This window comes from Streptomyces sp. YS-3 (genome assembly GCF_045257485.1).
Lineage (GTDB): Bacteria > Actinomycetota > Actinomycetes > Streptomycetales > Streptomycetaceae > Streptomyces.
This window is the reverse complement of sequence record NZ_JBJHPC010000049.1, coordinates 1-22,978: the sequence shown is the minus strand read 5'-3', so window position 1 is coordinate 22,978 and position 22,978 is coordinate 1. Positions and strand designations below refer to the sequence as shown.

Annotated in this window: 20 protein-coding genes and 4 pseudogenes; 10 read left to right on the top strand and 14 right to left on the bottom strand. The window is 68.0% G+C overall.

Annotation, left to right across the window (positions count from 1 at the left end):
- The coding region (locus ACJA3G_RS07435) for a pentapeptide repeat-containing protein (protein WP_406552069.1) at positions 1–1,353 on the bottom strand (1,353 nt) is incomplete at its 3' end.
- An 85-nt stretch (positions 1,354–1,438) separates the two neighbouring features.
- Here ACJA3G_RS07435 and ACJA3G_RS07430 point away from each other — a divergent pair.
- Positions 1,439–1,519: pseudogene (locus ACJA3G_RS07430) on the top strand (ATP-binding protein); the annotation flags it as partial.
- A 321-nt stretch (positions 1,520–1,840) separates the two neighbouring features.
- On the opposite strand, the gene ACJA3G_RS07425 reads toward ACJA3G_RS07430, so the two are convergent.
- A complete protein-coding gene (locus tag ACJA3G_RS07425; RefSeq protein ID WP_406552068.1) occupies positions 1,841–2,920 on the bottom strand; it encodes a type III polyketide synthase in 1,080 nt (359 codons plus the stop codon).
- A 254-nt stretch (positions 2,921–3,174) separates the two neighbouring features.
- Between ACJA3G_RS07425 and ACJA3G_RS07420 the strand changes: the two genes are divergently transcribed.
- A complete protein-coding gene (locus ACJA3G_RS07420; protein ID WP_406552067.1) occupies positions 3,175–3,705 on the top strand; it encodes a hypothetical protein in 531 nt (176 codons plus the stop codon).
- A 217-nt stretch (positions 3,706–3,922) separates the two neighbouring features.
- On the opposite strand, the gene ACJA3G_RS07415 is transcribed toward ACJA3G_RS07420, so the two are convergent.
- Positions 3,923–4,261, bottom strand: a complete 339-nt coding sequence (locus ACJA3G_RS07415) for a MerR family transcriptional regulator (protein ID WP_406552066.1) — start codon at positions 4,259–4,261, stop codon at positions 3,923–3,925.
- 1,454 nt (positions 4,262–5,715) lie between these two features.
- Here ACJA3G_RS07415 and ACJA3G_RS07410 point away from each other — a divergent pair.
- Positions 5,716–6,159: a hypothetical protein gene (locus tag ACJA3G_RS07410; protein WP_406552065.1), complete on the top strand. Its 444-nt coding sequence runs from the start codon at positions 5,716–5,718 to the stop codon at positions 6,157–6,159.
- A 1,337-nt stretch (positions 6,160–7,496) separates the two neighbouring features.
- Here ACJA3G_RS07410 and ACJA3G_RS07405 read toward each other — a convergent pair.
- Positions 7,497–7,931 (bottom strand): hypothetical protein, encoded by a 435-nt coding sequence (locus tag ACJA3G_RS07405; protein ID WP_406552064.1) that lies wholly within the window; start codon positions 7,929–7,931, stop codon positions 7,497–7,499.
- 193 nt (positions 7,932–8,124) lie between these two features.
- On the opposite strand from ACJA3G_RS07405, the gene ACJA3G_RS07400 reads away from it, so the two are divergent.
- On the top strand, positions 8,125–8,496 hold the full coding sequence (locus ACJA3G_RS07400) for a VOC family protein (protein ID WP_406552063.1): 372 nt from the start codon (positions 8,125–8,127) through the stop codon (positions 8,494–8,496).
- Between the two features lie 356 nt (positions 8,497–8,852).
- On the top strand, positions 8,853–9,338 hold the full coding sequence (locus ACJA3G_RS07395; RefSeq protein ID WP_406552072.1) for a GNAT family N-acetyltransferase: 486 nt from the start codon (positions 8,853–8,855) through the stop codon (positions 9,336–9,338).
- A 518-nt stretch (positions 9,339–9,856) separates the two neighbouring features.
- On the opposite strand, the gene ACJA3G_RS07390 is transcribed toward ACJA3G_RS07395, so the two are convergent.
- From ACJA3G_RS07390 to ACJA3G_RS07380, 3 genes are all read right to left on the bottom strand, one after another.
- Positions 9,857–10,984 carry a hypothetical protein gene (locus ACJA3G_RS07390; RefSeq protein ID WP_406552062.1) on the bottom strand — a complete coding sequence of 376 codons (1,128 nt, stop codon included), beginning with the start codon at positions 10,982–10,984 and terminating at the stop codon, positions 9,857–9,859.
- Positions 10,985–11,146: 162 nt separating this feature from the next.
- Positions 11,147–11,374, bottom strand: a complete 228-nt coding sequence (locus tag ACJA3G_RS07385; RefSeq protein WP_406552061.1) for a hypothetical protein — start codon at positions 11,372–11,374, stop codon at positions 11,147–11,149.
- Positions 11,375–11,672: 298 nt separating this feature from the next.
- Positions 11,673–11,792, bottom strand: coding sequence for a hypothetical protein (locus ACJA3G_RS07380; RefSeq protein ID WP_406552071.1), 120 nt, complete (start codon positions 11,790–11,792; stop codon positions 11,673–11,675).
- An 894-nt stretch (positions 11,793–12,686) separates the two neighbouring features.
- On the opposite strand from ACJA3G_RS07380, the gene ACJA3G_RS07375 reads away from it, so the two are divergent.
- A complete protein-coding gene (locus tag ACJA3G_RS07375; RefSeq protein ID WP_406552060.1) occupies positions 12,687–13,805 on the top strand; it encodes a methyltransferase domain-containing protein in 1,119 nt (372 codons plus the stop codon).
- An 857-nt stretch (positions 13,806–14,662) separates the two neighbouring features.
- Here ACJA3G_RS07375 and ACJA3G_RS07370 read toward each other — a convergent pair.
- The gene (locus ACJA3G_RS07370; protein ID WP_406552059.1) at positions 14,663–14,815 is read right to left on the bottom strand and encodes a hypothetical protein; all 153 of its coding nucleotides are present in this window, start codon (positions 14,813–14,815) and stop codon (positions 14,663–14,665) included.
- Between the two features lie 769 nt (positions 14,816–15,584).
- Here ACJA3G_RS07370 and ACJA3G_RS07365 point away from each other — a divergent pair.
- Positions 15,585–16,504, top strand: a protein-coding gene (locus ACJA3G_RS07365) for an IS5 family transposase (protein WP_406552058.1) whose coding sequence is annotated in 2 segments (ribosomal slippage) — positions 15,585–15,983 and positions 15,986–16,504 — 918 coding nt in all. Because the reading frame shifts where the segments join, the coding sequence is not laid out codon by codon here.
- A gap of 139 nt (positions 16,505–16,643) precedes the next feature.
- On the opposite strand, the gene ACJA3G_RS07360 is transcribed toward ACJA3G_RS07365, so the two are convergent.
- Together ACJA3G_RS07360 and ACJA3G_RS07355 are read right to left on the bottom strand one after the other, a co-directional pair.
- On the bottom strand, positions 16,644–17,033 hold the full coding sequence (locus ACJA3G_RS07360) for a hypothetical protein (protein WP_406552057.1): 390 nt from the start codon (positions 17,031–17,033) through the stop codon (positions 16,644–16,646).
- 9 nt (positions 17,034–17,042) lie between these two features.
- Entirely contained in the window at positions 17,043–17,657 is a 615-nt protein-coding gene (locus tag ACJA3G_RS07355; protein ID WP_406552056.1) for a hypothetical protein, read from the bottom strand.
- Between the two features lie 781 nt (positions 17,658–18,438).
- On the opposite strand from ACJA3G_RS07355, the pseudogene ACJA3G_RS07350 reads away from it, so the two are divergent.
- Positions 18,439–18,887: pseudogene (locus ACJA3G_RS07350) on the top strand (hypothetical protein).
- On the opposite strand, the gene ACJA3G_RS07345 reads toward ACJA3G_RS07350, so the two are convergent.
- Complete coding sequence (locus ACJA3G_RS07345; protein WP_406552070.1) at positions 18,884–19,231, bottom strand: ATP-binding protein; 348 nt, start codon at positions 19,229–19,231, stop codon at positions 18,884–18,886. The pseudogene ACJA3G_RS07350 and the gene ACJA3G_RS07345 sit on opposite strands and share 4 nt — an antisense overlap.
- A gap of 29 nt (positions 19,232–19,260) precedes the next feature.
- On the opposite strand from ACJA3G_RS07345, the pseudogene ACJA3G_RS07340 reads away from it, so the two are divergent.
- Positions 19,261–19,529 (top strand): annotated as a pseudogene (locus tag ACJA3G_RS07340) (ATP-binding cassette domain-containing protein); the annotation flags it as partial.
- 25 nt (positions 19,530–19,554) lie between these two features.
- Here ACJA3G_RS07340 and ACJA3G_RS07335 read toward each other — a convergent pair.
- Positions 19,555–20,466: a LysR family transcriptional regulator gene (locus ACJA3G_RS07335; RefSeq protein ID WP_406552055.1), complete on the bottom strand. Its 912-nt coding sequence runs from the start codon at positions 20,464–20,466 to the stop codon at positions 19,555–19,557.
- A gap of 143 nt (positions 20,467–20,609) precedes the next feature.
- Here ACJA3G_RS07335 and ACJA3G_RS07330 point away from each other — a divergent pair, with 143 nt between their 5' ends.
- Entirely contained in the window at positions 20,610–21,815 is a 1,206-nt protein-coding gene (locus ACJA3G_RS07330) for an MFS transporter (RefSeq protein WP_406552054.1), read from the top strand.
- Between the two features lie 55 nt (positions 21,816–21,870).
- Here ACJA3G_RS07330 and ACJA3G_RS07325 read toward each other — a convergent pair whose 3' ends face one another.
- A complete protein-coding gene (locus ACJA3G_RS07325; RefSeq protein WP_406552053.1) occupies positions 21,871–22,254 on the bottom strand; it encodes an alpha/beta fold hydrolase in 384 nt (127 codons plus the stop codon).
- A 486-nt stretch (positions 22,255–22,740) separates the two neighbouring features.
- Positions 22,741–22,978: pseudogene (locus tag ACJA3G_RS07320) on the bottom strand (hypothetical protein); the annotation flags it as partial.

Sequence of the window (22,978 nt, the reverse complement as noted above, 5' to 3'; positions counted from 1 at the left end):
CCACTGACGAGCCGAGAGGGCGCGGCCTGGCAGGGGCGCGGGCTGGCCTGCGGCCTGGGCGCGCCAGTGGTGTTCCTCGGCGAGGGTGCGTCGGCGGGTCCAGCGCACCGGGCGGGCTCCGCGGCGGTGCCAGCCGGCGGGGACCGGGGCGAAACGGGTGCGGCCTTCCAGGCGGAGCTGGTCGAGGTGAAAGGCTCCGGAGAACAGGCAGGCGGACAAGTCGGTGTCACTCAGGACCAGATGCGCGGCGTCCACTCCCTGAACCGAGGTCACCTGCACCCGGTCGGGACCTGTCAGCAGGTCCTCCCCCACGGGCGCGCCGCGTCCGGTAAAGGCGGTCCTGGTGAAAGGGATGGCGTGGGCGGTCACCGCTACGGGTGCGGACAGGACCGCGTGGCCGAGGTCCACGGCCGCGTACCGCAGGCGAACGGTCGCCGTCGACTGCCAAACGGTCCGCTCACACACCACCTCCCGGGCTGCTATCTCCAGCGTCACCGGCAGCCGGAACACCGCTCGGGACAGAACCACCCTCCCCGCACACACCAGCGGCCCCAACACCGGCACACCCTCGAACTGCACCTCGGGGAAACCTGCATAGCCAGAGAACTGCGCCCCGTCGAACCAGGCGCTGCCGGAGAACTGCGCCTGGTCGAACCAGGCGCTGTCGGAGAACTGCGCCTGGCTGAATTGGGCGTCGCCTGAGAACTCTGCCTCGCGGAACACGGCGCCGCCTGCGAACCTCGCCCCCGCGAACCGGGTGCCGCCGGAGAAATGTGCCTCGATAAACCAGGCGCCGCGCGAGAACTCTGCTCCTTCGAACCGGGTGCCGCCGGAGAACTCCGCCCCGGCAAACCAGGCACCGTCCGGGAACTGCGCCGCCACGAACCCGGCCTCGCCGGAGAACTCTGCCCAGCCAAACCCGGCCCCACCGGAGAACTTCGCCCCGCCGAACCAGACGTCGCCTGAGAACTGCGCGCCGTTGAACTGCGCGATGCCGGAGAACTTCGCCCCGCCGAACCAGACGTCGCCTGAGAACTGCGCCCCTTCGAAATGGGCGTCGCCGAGGTGGGGTCTTGTGGTGAGGGGATCATGGAGCGCGTTGAGAAGCTGGGTTAGCAACTCTTGCGTGAACGGGGTGCCGCGGTGGTCGATGTCGGCGCCGGGAGACAGGCCGGCCAGGTAGGTGCCGCGGTCCGCGTCTGCCAGATGGGCCAGGCACGTGGTGTGGCCAGGGACGTGGATTCCGCGGCAGCCGACCGGATCGGCGGCCGGGTCCGCGCCCTGGCCGCAATGCGCCCAGGACGGTGCTGAGGGGACGGGGGGCGGGGGCGGACTCATCGACGGCAGCTCCACTCATCCGTGCCGATGCAGGCTTGCTCTGGCAAGACGCACGGTAAAGCCCGACCAGTTCCCGGCCCCGCTGACAGGGTGCTGTACGCCCTGCCGGCCGGAAGCCCGCGCCGCGGACGCGGGACGGGTCGGGCACCACGGCCTGGAAATCGTTATGGCCATCACCCAGTGATGTCGCTGCTGCTGGACACTGAGGCCGCCTGAAAAAGGTCGGCCATCTCCTTGGAGACGGGTTCGTCACGGACGTTGACCGCTTCTTCAACCCACCCTCCAAGCACATTCTTTCGACCGCGAGGTCTGCCAAGCGTCGCAACATCGTGGAACAGTGCTGCAACCGCTTGAAGCAGTGGCGGGGCATTGCCACCGGTATGACAAGACCGCCCAGTCCTCCGAGGCAGCGGTCGCCCTCGCATCACTCCTCATGCGGGCGTGATCCGCTCGCCTGTCTTCCGCGGTGCTCAGGGGGTGTGCAGTACCGCAGCGGTCGCACTCACCAGTTGAGAAGTACGAGTTCGCTGGTGAAGCCCGGGCCCAGGGCGAGGAGCAGGCCATATGACCCCGGGGCCGGTGGGACGGCCATCGTCCTGTGGAGGACGTCGAGCACGGATGCGGAGGAGATGTTGCCGTGCTCGGCCAAGGAGGCTCGGGTATGGGCGAGCGCGCCCGGCGGCAGATCGAGGCAACCGTCGAGCACCTTGATGACCTTCGGGCCGCCGGGGTGGCAGACCCAGGCAGTAATGTCCTTCGTGGTCAGGCCGCGGCCCGCGAGGAAACCGTCGATCTCGCCGGCCAGATGCTTCTCGACGAAGTCGGGGATGTGCGGAGAGAGAAACACGGTGAAGCCGTGGGTACCCACGCGCATGCCCATGAGGTGCTCGGTCCGCGGGTGCAGGCGACTTCGGGTGGCCACCAGCGCGGGGCCGGAGGCCTCCTCGGCCCGGTGGGCGCCGAAGACCACTGCGGCGGCCCCGGCGTCGCCAAACAGGCTGGTTGCGACGAGGTTGGGGGTCGACGTGTCCGCGCACTGGAAATTCAGCGAGCACAGTTCGAGGGAAACCAGGACAGCGACCTGGTCCGGATGGCCCCGCAAATAGTCGTACACCCTCGACAGACCGGCGGCCCCTCCCGCGCAGCCCAGGCCGAGCATGGGCATGCGGGCCACATGGCCCGGCAGGCCGAGGCCCTGAATGAGGTCGGCGTCGAACGACGGAACGCAGACCCCCGTGGTGGTGGTCGTCACGATGGCCCCGACCTCGTCGGGCCGCACGTCCGCCGCTGCGAGGGCCCGGGTGAGTGCCTCCCCTCCGACTTGACGTGCGGTACGGACCCAGATCTCGTTGTACTCGGTGAAGGTGCGCGGCTGAGGGTACTCGGCGAGGGGCAGGGAGAGGTTTCGGTACTCAATGCCCGTATGCGCGGCGATGGCGGTGAACCGGCGGCTTGAGACCGCATCGGCGGTGAGGAACGCCCCGGCGAACACGGCGGCGATGTCTCGCTGACGGTGCCGGTACGGCGGTGCGGACACCGCGACGGAAGCCACTCGGGGAACCGCCGGGGTCGTGCCGCTCATGGTCGTCCCTGCCTCATTCGCCGCCTCTTCGCTGTCGTGCCCACTCGGCACCGGGTAACCCACGGTGACACGGGCGCGTCGCGGTGCGGCAGGGCGTGCAGGCGGACGTAAAAGGGCGCGTGGTGCGGTGCGAGGGCGCGGCGGTGCTTCGGTCCGCCCCGAGAAGAGGGTAGAACCGCAGATGCCGCGGGTAGCCAAGTCGCCCGGTCACCACGCCGAGGGCCGGCGCACGCACGGACAGCCAAGGAGAACCCATGATCAATAAGCATGGCATCGGGATCATTCTGTCCTCCCTCGCCCTGACCGCAGCGAGTGTCGCGTGGGCGCCGACAGCACAGGCCCACACCGCTCAAAACTGCACGGGGCGGGAGGACATCACCTACGGATCGGGGCTCGGCCTCTCCTCCGAGACCACGACCGTCACCGTCGACGGCATCTACCGCTGCACGGACGGTTCAGGCCACACCACCACGGCCAAGTACCGCAGCACGGGCACCACTCCGGCCACATGCCTGCTCCTCGCGTCGAACAAGGCAACGGAGACCCTGCATTTCGCAGACGGCAGCAGAACCGTCATCGACTACAACTCCGGTACATCACTGCGGATTCTGGGTCTCAACACCGCCAAACTCCACGGTGTAGTCGTCGACGGACAAGGCAGGGGATCCGTTGCCGAGAAAATCATCCAGACGGTGCCCACGAGCCTCCCGACCGACTGTGTGCTCACCGGCGGAATCCGACACACCATCGCGTTCACGCACCTCAGCATCCGACCCAACCCATAAACACCACCTTGCGGACGCCCGGCAGGCCCCCTGGCGGCAGGTGAACCTCGTTGAGCACAAGGCCTACGCCAACGGTCTGCAGAAGCAGGTCTTCGACGTCCTCCGCTGACCGGACCTCCGCCCTCCTCCGGCTCTCACCTCACCGGACGTGGCATTCGCCGGAGGGACCTGCCCGGCGAGTTTGAGATCACCGCGCCGACCAGAGGAAGAGCCCCGGTCACCGGGAAATCTTGGCCCGGGACCGGCGGCCCTGTGTACGCAGACGCTCCTGGATTCGCCGGGCCTCTTCCAGCCGCTCTTCAAGGATGACGATGCGGCAAGCGGCCTCGATGGGAGTGCCGGCGTCGACAAGTTCGCGGGCGCGGGCGGCGACACGCAGCTGGCGGCGGGTGTAGCGGCGGTGTCCGCCCGGCGAACGCAGCGGGGTGATGAGGTGGTGTTCGCCGATGGCACGGAGGAAGCCCTGGGTGGTGCCGAGTATCTCGGCCGCGCGGCCCATGGTGTAGGCGGGATAGTCATCGTCTTCGAGACGGCTGATCGAAACGTCTGCTGTCATTGCACCTCTCTCATGGACCATCGAACGCACGGAGGGGCCCGGGTGCCATGCCGGCACCCGGGCCCCGAAGGAACTGCTACACCATCTGCCGACTTTCATACTGCGCCGGCCTTCTGTTTCCGCCGCCCCGACCGAGAAGGTGTCGGGGGTACGGGGATCGCGGTTGCTTGACCGGACACCACCTCACTAACGATGTCCTGCGGTACCCGGACCCTGTAACGCTCGTCCGGGCGATCCTGATGGCGCTTAAGCCCCTCCGTTCTTTCCCTCTGGGATCAATCACTTACCTGAATCTGGTACTGCGGACTGCTGGTGATGCAGGTACTGCTGTGCTGCGGACTGCTTGTCCTGCTGGTGTTGCGTACTGCCGGCGGCCTGTACCAGCGCCGCTCGTCGGCAGCCAGCCCCGTCGCCCGTCCTGCATCTGCTCCGGCTTGGAACCCCACTGCCGAACTTCCCCGGTGCGCGCGCCCGCAGCCGACGCCTTCACCGGGATACCACTGAACTGAACTTCACTGCGGAGTACTGCGAACTGCATTTACCACTGATTTCCTGCGGTACTGCTACTGGCAGCCCCTGATCACTGCGGGCCACCCGGTCCGGTCGTCAGTCCCGTCGCCGTCCTGCGAACTGCAACTACCTGTACTACGGGTACTGCTGCCCGGCAGTTCGTCTCTGCCGGGCCCTGCGTCTCTCTGCGTTACGAGAGAAACCATAACCACACCAGCACCCAATGTCTACTCCGGCCAGCATAGATTTTCCGTCGCCCAGTCGACAGGTAGTCGGCTGCGGAGACGGCAACCGGCAGACCGCGCCACCCGTGGGCGCCCTCAACGACACGGGGTCGGCGTCGGCCGGAGGGGAACCCAGACGGAGCAGGCTCCGTTGGACCCGGCAGGACCCCGACGAAGAGGCAGCACGCTGACCACGTCGGCGCCCGGCGAAGCCATTTACCCCGCGCTGGCACCGATCTTCACTCAGCCCTCCCGGCCGTGCGCAGCAAACGTCCGCGGTTCCGCCTGCTGTCGCCCATGGTGGACAAGGGGCCGGATCTCCCTGCACCACGCTCGCTACCGCGACAGGCCGTGAGTGTTTGAGAAGCAGTCGGACTTGCGTACCCGCTGCTGTTTTTGCCCGGTACCCTGCGCCGGGCGTGTGGTGATCCCGCGCAACCAGCATCAGCGCAGTGGCGCCCCCAGCCCATGCACAACACCAGGCGCCTCCTTGTCACCATGATCCTCATGGGTGGTGCCCTCTGCCTGTGTGGCACAGCTCAGGCCAGTGATTCATGACGCGACGCCCTCGCCGGAATCTTCGAGTAGAAGATCTCATCGGTCTGCGCGCCCGCTCCGAGCGGCAGGGACTGACATCCTGATACCTGTCACACGCGCATACGGGGGGCTCCCCCTTTGAACCGGACCCGGGCTCCCAAGGGAATCGCTACGGTGCCGCTTATGGCATCGGAGCTGAGCCCGGACCAGGTCATGCGCGTGCTGGCGGCACTGGAAGCGGCGTGGGGCGAGGACGAGGCCGCGCTGACAGCTCTGGTGAACGGAGGCCGTGACGAACAACCGCTGGGAGTGCTGGTCGCCCGGTACGGCGCCACGCAGCTTCAGAACCTGCTGTTGATCGTCACCGGTATCGCGGACCTTGAAGGAATTGAGCGACAGGAGGCGCTGACGCAGTTCCGGGAGGGCCTGGTCGCGCACATGGCCACGATGGCAACGGAGTTGATAACCGGGTGGGCCGCCAGCACGGGCGACGATGCCCGGGCGACAGGTGCCCTCGCTCGCAGCGTCCTGCAGACCCTCTTGTCCTTCACCACAAACGGCAATAACCCCCAGGAGGTACGAGCCCTGTTCGCCCACCTGCGGGCGAACGCCATGGCCCGATCGTGACCCTGGAACCCCCAACCGGCCGCAGTCCAACTACCGTGGAAAGCATACGAGCCTTCGTTGTCACACGATGAGGGCGCGGAGGGCCAACGGTGCCGTAACGGGCGACACGGTTGTTTCCAGAGGCATGAAGATCAAAGCACCCTGGCGCTGGCCGTTCTCACCGCTGGCCTCATCATGACGACCACCAGCCCCGCCTTCGCAGACAACGGCCCACAGGGCACAGGCCAGCGGTGACGGACGGCCCCTGACGGGGTCGTCCGGGACCGCTGCTCTTGGGGCGGACCACCGGCTGGCCGCAGACTCGGACCCTGCAGGCACCGACGGTGATCAGATGGCTCCGCCCCTCATTGCGCCTCGGGTTTTCAGTAGTCGATCAAACCTGTGGCGGCGGCCGTCCCTGCGAACTGCAGGTAAAACTGGGCGCCGTCACGTACGTCAGTAGCAGCCACCCCCCAGCTCCCTTCCGACAGCACCCGCCACCCGTTGCAGCCCACCGCCTTGAAGCAGGTCCTCACGCTGCGGGACCCGTCCAGTTTCAGGTTGATGTCGTTACACCGGCTGGTCGCGGTGGCATAGGTTCCCCGGGCCGGCCAGAACGCGGGGTCGCTCGCGCTGGTCCCGGACCGCGCTGCTGTCCGSSSCCGACAGCAGCGCCCGCCACCGCTCCACCCGACCCTTGCTGGRATCCGTGCCTTCGCCCATGGCACCCACCTCCACCAGCCGCCTGCACGGCAGAGGCGTACAGCCCCCATCACGCGCAAAGGGTAAACTTGTCGCCGAAGGAGGAGGGGCTGTTGAAGGGCGGCCACCACTGCGCGGCAGCAGCTGCTCCCCCTCGGCCCCGGCCGGTGGCGCGGTCTCCTCACGCGCCGGGAGGGGGGTCGGTGGCGGACGGGTCGCCGTCCGCCCGGCCGGAGCGGGGCAGCCCGCCGTACTCCCGCCGTCGCGGATGACGACTCGTCGGCTTGCGGGTCGGCGGCGGCTCCTGCGCTGCCGAGGATGACGGTGACGGCAAGGACAGCGGCGGCGAGGACAGTGCGGATGTGTATCTGCTGATCTCCTTGATCGAATCAGTGTGTTGCCATGGGCCTGCCCTGGAGCGGCGGAGCCGTATCGGCTGGGTGCGCACGAACCGCCCACGTCYAGCGGCGGACGAACACCCATGTGGTGGGCCCGCGTCGCCTGCCTGCTGAACGAACGCCACGATCAAGCAGTTGAACGAATTCAAGGTCAGGCTGGCTTCGCTCCCAGCCGAGTGCCGCCGAATCAGTGAGCTGTCACCCGAACCCGCCCGCAGTGACGGCCCCCCGTGGAACGCCCCCACGCGGCCGTCGAGTTCACGAACTGGCTCTCGATAACGAGAAGGCTTTCTCCGAGCGGGTGACGAAGGAAGCAAGGCGGCGAGATGTGACTGCGCCGGGGAAAGTCTTGACAACCTCGTGGCCGTCCGCGTGGTGCAGGTGAAGGCTCCAGGGACGGCTCGCACGGCGAATCGTTTCTGCGGGAGGCCGCGGACGGCAGATAATGGTGTGGTCGAGGCCGTCCACGCAGTACACCAGGCCAGTCGACGGGGCCCTCTGGGCCTGTCCTTCGGTCCAGGAGAAGCGGGCTGCGGCAGCGGAAAGATCGGGAAAGCGATGGAGTGCGTGCAGATGCGCGCGCTGCGGATCATGGAGGTCCTGATGCGTCTGGGTCACCCACACCGTCATATCCAGTCCCACCTCCCATGCGGCACCATGCCCCGCCACCTGCGGAACGATGACGCCGGTCACCCGGACAGGCGACACCTCCGACCGGCGACAGACCGAAAACGACGCCCCCATGGCTGGAACCCCACGCAGCATCACCCTCTGTTCTCCTGTGCGTCGTGCACCGGCCATCTGGTGCCGCATCTGGCGTCCTGGGACTCCTAGTTGTGGATGCGGTTCGCGCCGAGGGTCTGTCGGTGTCTGCCAGAATCAGTGGATGTTGAGCATCGGAACGATCGTGATGGGGGCCGCTGATGTGCGGCGGGCTGCGAAATTCTGGAGCCGGGCACTGGGCTACGTCCCTCGCGATGGTGAGGTGAAGGACGACTGGACGGTACTGGTGCCGGCCGACGGCGCCGGTGCCGCACTCGCGCTCGACCTCAGTACCACGCCCGTGCAGGAACACCCCAGGATCCACCTTGACCTCTATGCCGACGACGCCGCCGACCAAAGCGCCGAAGTGGCACGCCTGATGTCCCTGGGCGCTCAACGCGTCGACTGGGACTCCTATCCCGACGATGCCGACTTCATCGTGCTCGCCGATCCCGAAGGCAACCGCTTCTGCGTCATCGACACCAGCCACTCCTGACGGACAGAGCACAGGGGGACCGATGGGGGAGCGTGCGCGGGTGCGGGAGGCCGACGGCGACGTCCAGGGCGCTCGCCCATTCCACGGTGGTGATCTCGGGTCCCTCCACGGCTCAGCATTCGTTGCGCCCATACGGATGCCGTAGCCCATACACCCGCGACGCAGCCACCAGGACCACAACGACGCGGCCATCGGGCGAGCAGGGTGCGGTGGCGAAGGAACCGGCGCCCGGGCCCGGCCGAGCATCGGCTGCTTGAGCGCCGTGGTCCAGGGGGCCGGACGTGTGGGGCCCGGGCCCTGGCTTGATCGGTCGGCGAGCCTTGATCGCTGCCGAGTCTGCTGATTAGTTGATCGGCATGACTGAACTTGGACCCGTCGCGTGGCCACCTGCCCCGATCAAGGCCGAGAGGCTCGTGCTCCGTGAGCCCGAGGCCGGGGACCGTGCGGCATTCATCGAGCTGCTGGCGTCGCCAGAAGTGCACACCTACCTCGGCGGCCCCCATTCGCGTGACGAGCTTGAGCGCGAGATGCCCGAGGTGCCCGAGCGGTGGCCGGGAAGTTTCGTCGTTGATCTCGACGGGGCGATGATCGGCCAGATCCTGCTGAGGAGAGCATCTGAGCACCATGGCCCGGCTGCCGTGGGGAAGGCCGATCTCGGCTACCTGTTCCTGCCACGCGCGTGGGGATTCGGATACGCCGCCGAGTCGTGCGCGGCGGCACTCGACTGGTTCGACGGCGTCCTTCCCGGCGAGCCGGTGGTGCTCGCCACCCAGACCGCCAACGTCGGCTTGATGCGCCTCGCGGCAAAGCTGGGGTTCACCGTGGTGGAGCGGTTCCATTAGGCGGTTAGCCTGTCCCGGGCCGGAAGGACCACGAGAGTTCGATAGCTGGCCAAGGAGCGCAACGCGCTGCGGCTAGTCGGTGATGGCCGTGAACTAGCCGTGTGCAGCTGCTGATTTGGCGGGCACCATGGGTGCAGGAAGGCGACATCGGTGCACGCCGGGGGGACGCTGTGTCGGATACGGGGCGTTCGTGGAGCGAGAGGCTAACTGGCATATGGGGGCGTGCCGAGTCGACCGTCACGAAGATCGTTCTCGCTCTTGTCTTCGCACTTGGCCTGGTCGCCCAGTTTGTGAAGCCTCTCGGTGACGCCTTGCAAGACAAGGTGTACTTGGGCGGGGCACTACTCACCGCTGTGGGTTACGTGCTCTACAGCGAAGTGCAACGTCTGAACGCTGCGCACACGACTCAGGTCGAAACACGCACACCCTCCCCCTCAAAGCCATTCGGCCACGGCGTCCAACAGCTCAATCCGGCGGCTTAGCAAAAGAGTTGGGCAGTCGCTTCTGTCGTTTCAAGTTCAGTGACTCTCCGCGAACGTGGCCGACGGCTGTTCCGCGTTCTGGGCCTGGCGGGCGCGCTCGGCCACCATCTGGGCGATGCGCGTCAGCACCGTCGGGTCGAGTTCGTGGTAACCGCCGCCGTAGACAACGTCGATCATGACGGTCCCCGCACGGGCGATCGCTCGCATGTGAAACGTGCTTGCCGAACCGGTGGACTCCCGGCCGGAGTAGGCAACGCTCTGATCGCCGATCGATCCCAACGACATCCGCGAGTCACCGCCCTTCTTTCCCACCCCCTCGCTCCACCGCTCGTAGCCGGCTGCCGCTGTCTCGGCGCTGTCGAATGCCTCGATTGCGATGTATGCCTTGTTGGAAGCACCCGAATCGGCATAGGCAACTCCGCCCGTACCGCGCGCCCCTTTGCAGCCGCCCTCGCGGCAGGAGGCGCCCGTAGTCGCCTCCTCGACGTCCGCGGGCTCGAACAACGACCACCCCGACGGCATGCTCTGTACATCAGGCAGGACCTTTTTGAGGAGTGCGAGGTCTTTGACCGGCGCGACCTTGCGCCCCTTCCCGCCACCTTTCGCCTCGGATCCGCTGCCGGCAGCCGGGTCCTCCGATCCGCCGGCGCCCGCCTCCGCCCCTATTGAGGGTGTCCGCACCGCATCGCTATCGCCATCGCCGCCCACGGCCTTGGTGAGTCCATAGGCCGCGAGTCCTAGGACGAGTGCCACCGCAAGCAGCATCGCCGTCACGGTGGTGGGTGTCAGGCTTTCCTTGCGCAGGGTCAGCGGGCCGAACGAGACGGTGTTGTTCTTGGCGCGGTCGCCGATGTGAGCCTGGTAGAGGTCCCTTCCCACGTGCGGCGCCACTGTTGGGTGGATTCGCGTCGCCTCGTACAACTGCTCAAGTCGACGTGCGAATTCGGTGTCAGCGGCGAGGGCTGCAGCGACCTGCCGTTCCATCTCGCCAGAGTCCCCGCTCCCTGGATCAAGGGCCACGCGGCCTTCCGGAGAAGACCCCAGCCGCTCCCGCATCAGCCGTGACGCCTCGGCGCCGGCTGCCCCACCGATGGCACCCGCCGCCCCGTTCGATGCCTGGGTCAGCAGCGTCATGACCCAGGTCGTCAGTTCGGATGCTTCCATGAAGCGAGTATCAGCATGGTCATCGCGGTTCCATGGCTTCTTTCCAGCCCTTCCGCCCGACCGGTCGTCTCGATCGCGTAACGCCCCAACTAGCGGTGGTTTGTTAAACCGGGCGGTAGAGGTCAAGCGGGTGTCCGCGGGCGAGGGCGCTGAGCAGGACTTTTAGCTCGTCGGGTGGGGGCTTGATCGTCCGGCGCGTGACAGGTGCAGCAGGTACAGGCAGCGGGCAGCTGCCTGAGATCCGGCGCCGGCCACGTACTGGAACCAGAACCGGGCCCCCTCCACCCGCCCCGCCAGATACAGCAGCGCACCGAACAGCAGTGCGTAGTCCCACCCGTGCGGCCATACATGGGAGTCCAGCGCCTGCAGGGCAAGATCCGGGTTGTTCACCAGCCGCCATGCCAGCAGGTCCAGTCCGCGTGCCGCCCGCACGTGGCAGGCCGCGTCGACGACGAGAGGGTCCGTGCCCGATTCCGCCCGCGGACCGGGCAGGAACCCCTCCCGACACTCTTCCTGGGCGGCTCAAGACGCGCCCCGCTGCGCGAGCGCGCCCCCTGCCGCGCCTCGCCCGCGACCAGGCGCCGGGCGATCCGGCGCCGTGCCGCGTGCTCGTCGTAGCCCGCGTAATCCTCCGCCAGCACCTGCGCGTTACGCAGGGCCGCCGCCACCCCGCCTGTCACGTCCCGCATCATGTCGCCCACTGGTCCGCATCCTCTCCAGGGGCCCAGTCCACCCCGCGTGTGTGAGACAGCCTCCGGCGCGCGCCGCGGATATGGGACCGCACCGTGGCGGGCGAGATGCCCATCATCCGCGCGGCCGTCTCGGTCGAGCAGCCCTCCAGGAACACCAGGAGCACCACGTCGTAGCGGCTTCCGGAAGCTGCGCGATCGCCGCGTACAGCCGAGCTTGGACTCCAAAAGCTCCAGGCGGGTACGGGAGGTGCGGCGCGGGGCGGCGAACCAGGCCGTCTGCGCCATCGCCACGGGCCGGTCCAGGACGATCCGCCGGCGCTCGACCCCCTCACGCAGCGCCGCCCATGCGAACGCCTCGGTGCTGGGCTGGCGCAGGGCGTGGTCCCACACCTTCAGCAGAAAGGTGAATACGTCCTCGACGACCTCTATCGCCTCGGCGTCACTGCCCAGCTGCAGGTGGACGTAGCGCAGGTAGGTCCGGTGGTGGTGGGCGTGGAACGCGACGTAGTCCACCGGCAGCACACCGGCCAGCTCACCGCTGACGGCCTGCTCCCCCAGCCAGTCCTCGCCCTCACTCACGAGGCCCCCACCCCGCCTCCGCCTCCGTATCCGGCTGGACAGCGTCCGCACCGCGGCACTGCTCCATAACGCGTCGGTGCTCATCAAGGCCTCCCACGGGCCTTTGGGCCGGAGGTGCCCGTCCACGATAGGAGCCCTCACGCCGCTTGCCTACGGCGCGTGCAGAATGTGCAAACCGGCTGCGGAACATGCGAACTTCCCCTCGGGCCCGCGGCTTCAGGGTGTGTGATGGAGCCTGCGCTCCGAACCGCCGGCTCGGACACATGCCTTACCCGTGCTACCTACGGAGGCCCGCATGGCTCGTCACGGCAGCAAGCCCCCCTCGAACCCGACGCCCCAGGAGCCCTCTCCGAGGGACAAGGACGGTCAGCATCCCGACGTCTCCAAGCCCGGTGGCGGCGACCACCGCAAGCCCAGGTAGGAGAAGCACCGTGACCGCGAAACTCGATGCGCGTGCCAGAGCCGCCGACCTGCTTGACGGCTCCGGCGCCTTCGCCGAGCCATGGATGCGCTCAGCTTTCCTGGCAGTAGCCCGCCACCGCTTCGTCGCTGACACGGTCTGGATCGAAGAGCCTGCCGGGTACCACCCCTTCACCCGCAGCGCTGACCCGGCACGCTGGCTGAGCCTGGTGTACGACCCGCGCGAGGCCCTGGTCACCCAGGTCGACGACGGCCTCGACCCCAGCTGCGCGCCGGGGCGGATGCCGACCAGTTCAATCAGCGCCCTCAACGCTGTCTTCACTATGCTCGCCGAAAGTGATCTCCACCCCGGCCATCAGGTGCTGGAAATCGGGAGCGGCACCGGCTACAACGCCGCGCTCCTGGCCGAACGCGCCGGGCCGGGCCGCGTCACTACGGTGGAGATCGACCCTGCCGTCTGCGAGCAGGCCCGCGCAGCGCTGGCTGCGACCGGCTACGAGCAGGTGTCGGTGATCTGCGCGGACGGTGAACTGGGCTATTCCCCGCACAGCCCGTACGACCGGGTGCTGTCCACCGCCGCCGTCCTGGCCATCCCGTACCCGTGGATCGAACAGACCCGGCCGGGCGGACTGATCGTCACCCCCTGGCGCACCGCGTTCTGCAACCACGGCCTGGCCCGCCTCACCGTCCACGACGACGGCACCGCCTCCGGCCACTTCGCCGGCGCCATGACCTTCATGGCCCTACGCGGTCAGCGCCCCCGCACAGCCATCAGCGAGCTGTACAGCGCCGAGCGGTGGGAGCACGCCCGCAGCAGCTCCCTCGCCCCCGCCGACCTCGTGGCCCGCCTCGACGACCCGCACGCCGCATTCGCCATCGGCCTGCGCCTGCCGGGCGTGTCCCACTGGGCTCAGGAAGGCCACTGGTGGTGCAGCAACGACTCGTGGGCCCACGCCGACGATGAGGGCACCGTCCGCCAATGGGGGCCGCGGGACTTGGCAACCGAGACCTCCACTGCACTGGAGGCCTGGCGCGCCGACGGCTGCCCCACCCTCTTCGACTACGGGCTCACCGTCACCAAGCACGGCTCGACCATGTGGCTGGGTGAGCCCGGCCATCCCATCCCTTGAACCCGCTGCGACAGCGTTAGCTCCGAGCGTTCCTCTCCCCCGCCTTCGACACCGACTGCGCCAACCATGGCGGCACACATGCCGAGGGCAGGACCACGCACGGAAGCGGAGCAGCCAACAGCAACCTCGCGGGTCTGCCCCTCGGCGGGGCCCTCAAAGTCACCGGTATTGTGCCTAGAGCACACACAAGGGCGCACTGGCGTGAAGGGCCATAGGCGGAGTGCTACTGCGGTGCCGTTTCCATACGGTGGGCGGCCAGGCGACGCCCAGCTGGCGGGACCACAGCAGTACTTCACGCAACAGGGGGTTCGACGGGGCGCCGGACGTGTGGGGCGGGGACGCCATCGAGACCGCGTGGATGGAGGCCGGGCCGATCGCCTGGCGCTCCTGCGTGACGGCCGGGTGGTCCACCAGGGGGGCGGCACGCCCTGACCCGGACCACCGCCAGCGAGCTGAGGGTCACCACCGCCCTGGGGGCCGACGGCGTGCTCGGGGCGGCCGTCGTCATCGAGCGGGACCACACCCCCGCCGAGCGTGAGGAGCTGGAACGGCGGATCATCCAGCGCGCACAGGAGCTCCAGGGCCATGGACCACAGTGACCACACGATGGACACCGAGGGCGCCGCGCGGGTCCCCCTACGTTGACCCCCGCGTCCGCCTCCTGGCCGAGGCCCGATGGCGGCTTGCGACCGTGGCACCCGGCACGAGTGGCTGTGCCTGGGTACCTGTTTCGGAAGTCCCTGGCATGAGTTCGCTCGGCTTGGATTCGAACAGGCGCTGAAACGTGCGGTAGGGCGTCGTTGAACGAGACAGGAGAGGGGAACGATCCCGCACTTCCCAGCCGCCAAAGCGGGGGCTTATGCGCCCTGGTCGCTGTCTTGGTCGTCCGGGCGGCCCTGGCCGTTCTTGGAGAGGGGGTGCGAGCCCAGGAGATCCCTGGCCGCCTTCCCGCGCGTGCTGCTGGGGCTGATCAGCACGATCAGTACGAGCAGCACGTAGGTGCCTGCCATCGTGCAGGCAAGGATGAGGGCGGCGCTGGCACCGCTGCGGAGAAGGTCATCGACAGTCATTCGACGCTTGCCGAGCAGCCCGCTCAAGGGAGCCGAGGCAGCGTCAGGTCTTATCAAGGGGAGTGAACCTGGAAGCACAGCCAGAGTCGACGCATGGAACTAGGGTAATTGATCGTTTCGCCCTTCTGAAGGCCTTTGTGTCATGGCTCAGTTACCAGTCCTGTCCTGATCCGGCGCGACCACGCCACCCTCGGCGGTCGCAGCGGGCATCATCCCCCCGCCGGACTGATCTGCACTCACCACCGAGGCGCCCCCGTCCCGAAGGAAAGCACGGGGCCACCTGGCGGCGCGCCAGTGTCCTGCCCTGTACGGGGTCGTTAAAGGATGGAGCTGGCTTTGAGGAAGGGTGTGGATGTGAGGACGTGTGCAGTTGCTGCCACCGTCGCGGTTTCGGCGGGGATGGTTGTCGCTTGTGCCGGTGGCGCCGACGCCGACGCTGTCATCGGTGCGGGAAGCCCGGCGTTCAACAACTCGTGTCACAACACAACCGGTCATGGGCCACAGGCAGCCGCCACCTCGGCGGGAAGCGGCATCGTCACCAGTCTGATCGCGAGTGTCCCCGTGATCGGACCAGCCAACCAATGCGGAGACCTCGGCTTCGACGCTCTCAAAGCTACGGGTTTTGCCGGGCAGAGCGTTGGCTCCTTTTACTAGGCGCTGTTTCTCGGATCTCCTGACAGAGGTGGGGTGTTGAGGCCAGGCTGTCTGCATGGGCCGTGGGGATCTGACGAACGCGGGGTGGGACAGGCTGGAGTCGTTCCTGCCGGCTGGCGGGACTCGTGGGGGCCGGTGGAGTGATCATCGGCGTGTGATCAACGGGGTTCTGTACCGGGTCCGGACGGGTGTGCAGTGGAGGGATCTGCCGGAGCGGTTCGGGCCCTGGGAGACGGTCTATAAGCGCCATCGCCGCTGGTCAGCGGATGGAACGTGGGCGATGCTGCTGTCGAAGGTCCAGGCCGCTGAGGACGCCGAGGGCCAGATCGACTGGGACGTGTCGGTGGACTCGACAACGGTGCGGGCCCACCAGCACGCCGCCGGCGCGAGGAAGACACCGGCGGCCACCGCCCCTCAAAAGGGGGCCAGCCAGAGGGCGGAACAGGCCGATCCGGTGCTGCGGAAACTGGCCGTCCGGCTGGAAGCGGTACTCAGATCCGCGAGTGCCTGGGACGCTCCCGCGGAGGATTCACCACCAAAATCCACCTCGCCGCCGACGGGCGATGCCGCCCCCTCGCTCTCGTCCTGACACCCGGGCACCACGGCGACGGCCCCCAGCTCGAACCCGTCCTGGAACAGGTCTCCGTGCCACGAACCGGCGTCGGACGGCCCCGGACCCGGCCCGACCGAGTCCTCGCGGACAAGGCCTACACGTCCCGGGAAAACCGCCGTTACCTGCGGCGACGCGGGATCCCGCACACCATCCCCGAACGACGCGACCAACAAAAACACCGCAGGAACCGGGGATCCCGAGGCGGCCGTCCCACCGGCTTCGACCGCGAGCACTACAAGAAACGCAACGCCGTCGAACGCGCGATCAACCGTCTGAAAGGCTTCCGTGCCGTCGCCACCCGTTACCAGAAACGGGCCTACACCTACCTCGGCACCATCACCCTCGCAGCCCTCATCATCTGACTCCGAACATGATCCAAGAAACAGTGCCTAAACCTGACCGCGCCTGTTGGTCTTCCGGTGGGGCTGTGTCACCAGGTGCCACGCGTGATGCCCAGCTGCCTCCCGTGCTTCCATGCGGGAGGCAGCTGGGATGTGCTCGTTACCAGCCTGTCATGGCGACTCCGAGCGCGATGGGTGCAGCGACGAGCGTTAGCAGGTTGATCCGGATGGCGTGGTCGGCTCTCCTCGCCGCGAGTCGGGTCGCGGCGAACGCGGCAACGATGCCGAGCGGGAAGAGGATTGCGAGGCTTTCGCCTGCATCAGGGGATGTTCCACCGGCGTGTGCTGCGATCCGCGAACCAAGGTAGCCGGTGGCGATGGCGACGAGGGCCTTGTTAGCGCTGAACCACTCGTTCTCCGTGTGGGCGATGATTGCGCAGAAGTTACCTCCCTGGGAACGTTTCCGGACGGCTGCGATGACACATGCGACCAGGAGAGTGGCTGCGCCGCACAGAAATGTCCACCGTAAAGCCTCTGCCGGGGTGCTCACCGGGTCTCCTCACCAGCAGTTCTTGATAACGCCGTCGACTCCCAGGAGTCCGAGGGCTATGGATCCCATACCTGCGCCGGCCTCTTCGAAGATGTCCTGGATGCCCTGCTTAAATGTTTTGCCCTTCTTCTTTGCGCTGCGGATCTGGTTGACGATCTTTTTGATTCCGCCGAGCTTGTCGATTGCCTTCTTCATCTTGTAGATCTTGGCGACAGCGAAGATGTTGGAACCGATGGCTTGAAGGATTCCCGATCCGCACTTGGTAGCGCTGAATTTCCGGGTCGCTGCGTCCTCATCGCCGCTGGCGGCTAGTTCCTTCTGGAGCCACTGCTGCGTGGCTTCCTGCCCCTTCTCCAGGACTTCGTCAGGGATGGCGTCGATGACGGTGAAGGCGTTCTCGATTGCTGCGAGAATTTCGTCCTCGGAGCCGAGTTGTTCCAGTTGGTCGTCTTCGAGGCTGAGCCTGGCGGTGGCCAGCGGGGTGTTCTGGGCTGTGAGTGCCTTCGACTTGCCACTTTCGAGGGCTGGCGCAGCGTTTGCGGTTCCGACGCTGGTTATGGCTACAGCTCCTGCGACGACTGCAGAGATGACGGTGGTGTGAATACGCCAGCTCTTACGGTTCACGTTTAGCCTTCCGTACGTAGGGTGCGCGCGGCTGGCCCTCGTGAAGCAATGAGGTCTTCACAAAGTCTCTTCTCGCGCACTGTGTACCCCTCGGCGGGTGGGTTTGTATCACTGAGGGAGAGCAGACCGGACGCTAACGCGCTTTTCGCTATGGAACAAATGAGCAAGGTTTCCCCTATCGTCTTGACCTGACGCGACAACAACTAGTGCAAGCGTTTCCCTATCGCGGAGGTTTGCCTGCCGACCGTGCGATGCGGATGGCATTTCGTGTCGGTCCTTAGCGCCAATGTGTTCGTGCGGCGGGTCAGCCGGCATCGAACGGTTCGGATGGAGGCGGTGGACAGCCGAGGCATGGTCTGCTCATCGACCCTGCGGTGGAGGTGCGCGTGTCTACGTGGCTGTCGGGGCTGGGACAGCAAAACGTGTGGACGGCGGAGCGTCAAAGCGCAGTTGCTGGCCTTGCCGCCTAACTTGACTCTGTCGGTGATCTTGGGGTTTCCCTGTGCGGCAGCATGATCAACGGGCGTGCTCGGGCTGTCCCGTAGATCGATCCAGTTGCTGAGGTGCCCGTTGTCCCTCCGGCCCCGTTCCGGTGAGCAAGTCCCGTTTCTGACCACGCAGATTGCGCGGGCGAGCAACCCGGACGGTACGACGGCGATGTGGGTGCGGGACCGGTTGGACGGGCTGTGGTGCGACGAGGACTTCGCCAGGCTGGTACCCGCGCGACGGCCGCCCCGGTCTTTCGCCCGCCCAGCTGGCCACTGTCTGCGTGCTGCAGTTCCTGCTTGGGTCTGTCGGGCCGTCAGGCAGCAGAAGCGGTCCGCGGCCGTATCGATTTCAAGAGTTGGCCGAGCCCTTCACCTTCGTTGTCGATCGAGCTGGGGTCCTGAGGCTCGCGCCGCGTCGCAGTGAGCACGTGGTGTGTGCTGGTGGAGAAGCGGTCCTGGGTGCCGGCGAGATCAGCTCCGCGAGGTGTCCGGGCAGTGGGCGGTCGACGAGGTCAGCAATCAGTCGACCGGCTACTGCCCGGACATCACCTCGTGGTCGGCCGTCGTCGAGGCCCTGGACCAGTCCGGGATCGTTCGCCCGTCCGGCTTCACGCACGAGCTGGTGTTCCGGCGCTGCACCTCCTGCCAGCAGCTCAACATCGTGCGCGAGGAGGATTTCGTCTGCGTCTTTTGTGACGAGGACCTGCCGCGTGAGTGGAACGTCGACCAGCCCGGACGCTAGGCGGTCGGCGGCTTGCCGGTCGGGTTCTTGGGCCGCTTGTTCGGCCGGTAGCTGGGTCCGTTCATGATGACCTGGTGACTGGTGTTGATCAGCCGGTCCAGGAGCGACGCGGCGACGACGGGGTTGGGGAACAGCGGATACCAGTCGCTGGGAGCCCGGTTGCTGGTGATGATCAGGGACCGGCCCTGCCGCTCGCTGACCAGCTCATAAAGGTCGTCGGCCTGGGCCGCGGTGAGCTGCCGCATCGCGAAGTCGTCGAGGATGAGCACGTCGGGGCGGAGCAGCTCGCGGATTCGCTTGTCCCAGGTGCGGTCCGCGTGGCCGCCTGTCAGCTCGGCCAGAATTTGGCTGGTCTTGGCGAAGCGGACGCCTGCGCCCCGGCGAACTCTCCGGCGGCCAGCAGCAGCGCGTCGCGGCGGCCCGCGCCCTGGCCAACGAACCTGCCCTGATCATCACGGACGAACCCGCGGGCCAGCTCGACTCCGAGACCGGCCGCTCCATCATGGAGCTGCTGCGGTCGGTAGTCCGCAGCGAGTCGGTCATCACCTCGTCGCCACCCACGACCCCAACCTGATCGAACTCGCCGACCAGGTGGTGGAACTGCGCGACGGCCACATCATCACCCCGGAGCCCGGTCACTGACCGGCCGGCGGGCCCGCGCCGGACGCTACGCGGCCGGTTGTGAGGGGCCGGTGGCTTCTGCGAGGGCCTCGGCGAAGGCGGAGGCCTGGGCCGAGGGCCTCAGGCGGTGGCGGATCAGGCCCAGTTCGGAGTCGGGCAGGCCCTCTACGGGGATGAAGGTGAGGGAGTCGCGGCGGCCGTGGTACTCGGCCGTCGAGCGGCACAGCAGCATGGCGCCGCGGTTGGCCGCGGTCAGGCTCAGCCCTTCCTGGAGGGTGTTGACGCCCGGCCCGGCCGGCACGGTCAGGCCGCCCGGGGTCAGGCCCGGCGCCTGGGCGCTGCGCCAGTAGTCCGGGGCGCCCCCGCCGATGCCGATGAGCCGGCAGTCGGCGAGTTCCTCGGCGGACAGCGACTCCCGGGCGGCGAACGGGTGCCGCACCGACACGGCGAGGGTCTGCGGCTGCCGCGAGAAGACCGGCCCGAGGACCAGGTCGTCCTCGGCCACCGGCAGCAGGACCACCGCGCAGTCCACCTCCTGGCGGCGCAGCGGCCCGAAGGGGTGGGAGAGCGGAATCTCCACGATGTCGATGGCGCATTCGGGGTAGAGGTCGCCGAAGCGGGCGATGGCCCGGCTGAGGTAGTCGTCGACCGTTCCCTGGAAGCCGATGCGCAGGACCCCGCCCATCCCGCGGGCGGCGGCCCGCGCGTCGTCGACGGTGGCGCGCAGGGCCTCGTACGCGGGCCGCAGACCGGCGAGGAAGCTCTCGCCGAGCGGGGTCAGTGCCACCCGGCGGCTGGTGCGTTCGACGAGCGGGGCGCCGATGCGGTGTTCCAGTGACCTGAGCAGCTGGCTCACCCGGCTCTGCGAGATATACAGCCGTTCCCCGGCCCGGCCGAAGTGCAGCTCCTGGGCCAGGACCAGGAAGGCCTCCAGTTCCCGTATCTCCACACCGCTCATGCTGTTCCCTCCATGATGTCCCTTTCTACGCGGCTTGTACACGGCCGGTCCCGGCCCGGCCGTGGTTCATCAAGTAGCCCAGCTCATCGAAGGATGAGGGATCGGCCGTTGTTCCCGCAGGTCGGGGCGGGTTGGCTGAGGGCATGGCACAGACTGAGGAAATTGCGGAGACCGCAGGGGGGCCCGAACGGTCCGCGGCACGCGGCTGGATGGGCGTCGCGGCGGTCGCGAGCGCGACGTTCACCGTGGTGACGTCGGAGATGCTGCCGGTGGGCCTGCTGACGCCCATCGGCGACGCGCTGGAGGTGACCGAGGGCACCGCCGGCCTGACCCTGACCATCACCGGGCTGGTGGGCGCGGTGTCGGCACCGCTGCTGACACCGCTGCTGGGACGGTTCGACCGGCGGTCGGTGCTGTGCGCGCTGATGGCGGTGCTGACCGCGGGGAACCTGCTCGCCGCCTGGTCACCGCACTTCGCGGTGATGGTGGCCGCCCGCATGCTCGTCGGCGTCGGCATGGGCGGGGTCTGGGCGATCGCGGCGGGGCTGGCGGTGCGGCTCGTGCCGCCGAGGTCGGTCGGACCGGCGACCTCGCTCGTCTTCAGCGGGATCGCCGTGGCCTCGGTGCTCGGGGTGCCCGCGGGCACGTACATCGGTGAACTGGCCGACTGGCGGACGGCGTTCGTCACCATGGGCGTGCTGGCGCTGGTGGTGATGGTCGCGCTGGCGGCCCTGCTGCCGAGACTCCCCGCCGAGCAGGACATGCATCTCGGCGGTGTACTGCGGCTGTTCTGCAACGCCCGGGTGCGCACGGGACTGGTCGTGGTGGCCCTGCTGGTCACCGGCCACTTCGCCGCCTACACGTACGTGCGGCCCGTCCTGGAGGAGGTCTCCGGGGCGAGTGCCGGGATGATCGGCAGCCTGCTGCTGGCGTACGGACTCGCCGGCGTCGCGGGCAACTTCGCCTCCGGTGCGGGGGCCGGGCGTTCGCCGCGCGGCACCCTGCTGGTGATCAGCGCCGTGCTGGCGGCGACGGTCGCGCTGATGCCGCTGCTCGGCGGCTCCGTGCTGAGCGCCGGGGTGCTGCTCGCGGTGTGGGGGCTGTCGTACGGCGGGGTGTCGGTCAGCTCCCAGACCTGGCTGCTGGCCTCGGCGCCGCAGGCACGGGAAGGCGTGTCCGCCCTGTTCGTCGGCGTCTTCAACGGGGCCATCGCCCTGGGCGCCCTGCTGGGCGGGCTGACCGCCGACGGGATCGACGTCACCGCCGTGATGTGGCTGGGCGGCGGCCTGGCGGCGGCCGCCCTCCTGGTGACCGCGCTCGGCAAGTCCCCCGACTCCGGACGGCTTTGAGACCGGGCCCGGCGTCTTCCCCCGGGTCGCGCCGCCCCGTACCGGGGCCGGCCGGTCAGTCCCCGACGGAGGACAGGAGCCCGTCGATCAGCGCGGCCCACTCGGCCGGGAGCTCCGCCGCGATGGCGTGACCGCAGTCGAAGGTCGCGAGCCGGGCCCCCGGGATCCCCTCCGCGAGTTCGCGGGAGTGAATGGGAGTGATGAGGAGGCCGCCCGACGGGGAGACGACCAGGACGGGCACATCGATCCGGGCCAGATCGGCCCGGACGTCGATCTCGCCGAAGAGCGCGAGCTGTGCGTCGGTACCCGGCGGCATGCCGGCGGCGAACAGCTCCAGCTGCTCCCCGACCTCTCCTTCGGAGCGGGCGTCGAGCCAGCGGGTGCCGCCGACGAGCAGCGAGAGGTAGGAGGCCAGGACCCGCCCGTCGCCGCCCGGCACGTCCAGCGCCCGCCAGGTGTCGACCGCCAGCTTCAGACGTGCGTTGCGCCGGGCGAACCCGGCCGAGAGAACCAGCGCGGTACGCGTTCGAGATGGCGTACGGCGGCCCGTACGGCCACGGTCGTCCCCATCGAGTACCCGGATATTGCAAAGGAATGCACGCCGGATTGCACAGCGCTTTCCACAATGTGGTCGGCCAGCATGTCGAGCGTCAGGGGAACGTCCGGGAGCGGGTTATCGCTGGAGCCGGGATAATCGGGCCCTCCGGGACAGGCCGCGCCGCGAGGACGGGCAGAGGCCGGCACCCGATCCGGTCGACGACGAGCGGCGCCTCCCCTGAGTGGTTGTCGCGCCCGGGGCGTGACGCGCGGCGGGTCCGGTTGAGTGCCCACATCGTCCTGACCGAAGGTCCTCTCTGCGGCTGACCCAGGCCACCAGCGGTCGGGGCGTCGTCCCCCTCGCCCCGGCCCGGTGACCTCTGTCTCCTCAGACGGGCTCCGGAAGCGAACCAAGGTGCTTGACCACACGCTCACGCAACAGGAGGTACTCCTCCCAGCGGCGAGGCAGCGGGCCCGACGGCCGCACGACGACACGAGCAGCCGTGACCGTCTGCCCGCGCTGGAACTGCTCGCGGGTCAGATCGAGTTCCACACCGCTCGACAGCCGGTTCCACCAGTGGAAACCGTGCTGGGTTCCGTCAAGATGCACCTCGCCGACCACGAGA